Annotated in this window: 3 protein-coding genes; 1 reads left to right on the top strand and 2 read right to left on the bottom strand. The window is 69.9% G+C overall.

Annotation, left to right across the window (positions count from 1 at the left end; all coding sequences use genetic code 11):
* Positions 1–194 precede the first annotated feature (194 nt).
* Entirely contained in the window at positions 195–1,250 is a 1,056-nt protein-coding gene (locus AC27VN_RS39095) for an AbrB family transcriptional regulator (RefSeq protein WP_490880153.1), read from the top strand.
* A 55-nt stretch (positions 1,251–1,305) separates the two neighbouring features.
* Here the strand turns inward: AC27VN_RS39095 and AC27VN_RS39090 are convergent, their stop codons facing one another.
* Both AC27VN_RS39090 and AC27VN_RS39085 read right to left on the bottom strand, forming a co-directional pair.
* Positions 1,306–1,584, bottom strand: a complete 279-nt coding sequence (locus tag AC27VN_RS39090) for a BTH_I0359 family protein (protein ID WP_057597632.1) — start codon at positions 1,582–1,584, stop codon at positions 1,306–1,308.
* 117 nt (positions 1,585–1,701) lie between these two features.
* On the bottom strand, positions 1,702–2,363 hold a 662-nt coding region (locus tag AC27VN_RS39085; protein WP_490880152.1), incomplete at its 5' end, for a DUF3108 domain-containing protein.

The raw sequence follows: 2,363 nt of genomic DNA, 5'->3' as shown, positions 1-2,363 counted from the left end.
GCGGCGCGCGATGGGGGCGTCGGGTGCCTCGGCGCCGCCGGGCCAGCCCGCGCAGCCGGCGATGAGGGTGCTGCCGAGAAGAGCAAGCAGGAGGGAGGAGACGGGCCGGTGCGCGAAAGACATCGCGCCATACTACGCAACGGCGCCGCGCGCGCTGCCGTCCTTTGCCCCTACCGCCTGTCCGTCCGTTCCGCGTGTCCCTTTCCTTCCCGGTCCGCGTGCTGGCCACGCTGCTGCTCGCCTTCGTGGCGGCCCAGATCTGCCTCGCGCTCCACACCCCGCTGCCCTGGATGATCGGCCCGCTGCTGGCGGTGTCGCTGGCCTCGATCGCCGGCGCGCCCATGGCCAGCCACGTGCCGCTGCGCAATGCCGGGCAGTGGACCATCGGCACCGCGCTGGGCCTGTACTTCACGCCGCACGTGGTCGCGCTGGTGGCCAGCGTCTGGTGGGCGATCGTGCTCGCGATCGCCTGGGCGCTGCTGCTGGGCTGGGGCTTCGGACGCTGGCTCTACGGCCTGCATGCGCCGCGCATGCCCCAGGTGCCCGAGCGTTCCATGAGAGCCACGACTTACTTCGCGGGCGCGATCGGCGGCGCCTCGGAGATGACGCTGCTGGCCGAGGCCAAGGGCGCGCGCACCGACCTGGTGGCCGCGGCCCACAGCCTGCGCGTGCTGATCGTCACGGTGACGATCCCGTTCGCGATGCAGTGGAGCGGGCTGCACGGCCTGGAGATCAGCCCGCCGAGCGCACGCGAGGTGAACCCCGGCGGCCTCGCGCTGCTGGCGGTGGCCACCGGCGCGGGCGGTTTGGCGATGCGCGCGCTGGGCCGCACCAACCCATGGTTCATGGGGGCGCTGCTGGTCGCGATGGGTTTCACCGTCGCCGGGTTGTCGCTGTCGGCTGTGCCCGGCTGGATGTCGAATGCCGCGCAATTGGTGATCGCCGTCAGCCTGGGCGTTCGCTTCAGCCGCGAGTTCCTGCACACCGCGCCGCGCTGGCTCGGCTCGGTGACGCTCGGCACGCTGGCCATGCTCGTGGTGTGCGCCGGCGTGGCCTGGCTGCTGGCCTGGGCCACGGGCTTGCACCCGGCGACCATGATCCTCGGCACCTCGCCGGGCGGCATCGCCGAGATGTCGATCACGGCCAAGGTGCTGCAGCTCGGGGTGCCGGTGGTGACGGCGTTCCAGGTCTGCCGGCTGGTGGCGGTGCTGCTGCTGGTGGGCCCGATGTTTCGCTGGATCTACCGGTAGCCGCCAAAGAAAAAGCGCCCCGCGGGGCGCTTCGTTATTGGCGCGAGGCTCTGGCTCAGTGCACCAGAAGCGGTGTCTGCGCCAGTTCGGCATAGCCCTCGAGCGTGTCCTCGACCTCTTCCTGGGTCGGGGTGTTGAGCTGCCAGGCCGCGATCTGCTGGCGGAACAGCTCGGCCCAGGAACCGTCGAGGTAGAGCTCCTTGCCGGAGCGCTTGTCGACGATCTCGAAACCGTGGCGCTCGAGCACCGGCACGTTGGGTTCGGCCGGAACTTCGCCTTCGTTCGGCTGCACGTGCACGACGACGAAGGAATCCGAGTCGTAAAGCATGTTCATGGCGGGGCCTGTGAGGATGTCGAGGGCGTTCATGAGGGTTACATAGCAATCAACGCGCCAGTTTCAAGATGGGTTGTCGTGTTGCCATTAAAACGTTTGGATGCGTGCTTTTTCGCATCAACCGGCCGATGCGGCGGGTAGGGGTTTGCGCAATTGGGCGTCGGCGAAGTCGCCGTTCGGCTCGGTCTGGCGGATCCGCACCGGCAGGTAGCCGTAGGCCGGGGCCAGCCAGAGCTCGACTTTGCGGTCGAAAGGCTTGCGCGGATCGCGCGTGAGCTTGCGCGCCAGGTACTCGCCGGCCGGCAGGCTCAGCTTCTCCTCGTCGCCGACCACGAACACCCAGACGTCGGCATCGCGCGCGCCCACGGTCTGGATCGCGATCCGGGTGCCGGCCGGGTAGCGCTCGGGGCTGGCCGCCAGCAGGCCGCCGAGCTGCATCATGACGCTCATGCGGTCCTGGGCGCCGGGCTGGAGCGGCACGGGCGGCGTGTTGTTGCTGAACACCACCTCGCCGCGGTCGCGCGCGAAATGCGAGGCCACCTCGGCCTTGCGGCTCTCGGAATAGCGCTCGGGCTCCAGGCCCGACAGGCCGATCTGGCCGGTGCTGCGCCAGTTCAGCAGGGTGAAGAAGACGGCCTTGAGCGTGAGCCGGCCGTCGTAGCGGGTGCCGTCGTGCAGCCACACCAGCTCGCCGAACACGCCGCGCTGCGGCGAGGCGCCGATCTGGCCCGTGGCCTCGAAATCCAGCGTGACCGAGCCCGGGATGCGCAGCGACTGGG

This window comes from Variovorax sp. 20P10.2.4 (genome assembly GCF_058244205.1).
This window is presented reverse-complemented; position numbering and strand designations above follow the sequence as displayed.

Bases quoted from the DNA above. Each gene is read 5' to 3' on its own strand.
- AC27VN_RS39090 (WP_057597632.1), bottom strand. From the start codon at position 1,584: ATGAACATGCTTTACGACTCGGATTCCTTCGTCGTCGTGCACGTGCAG.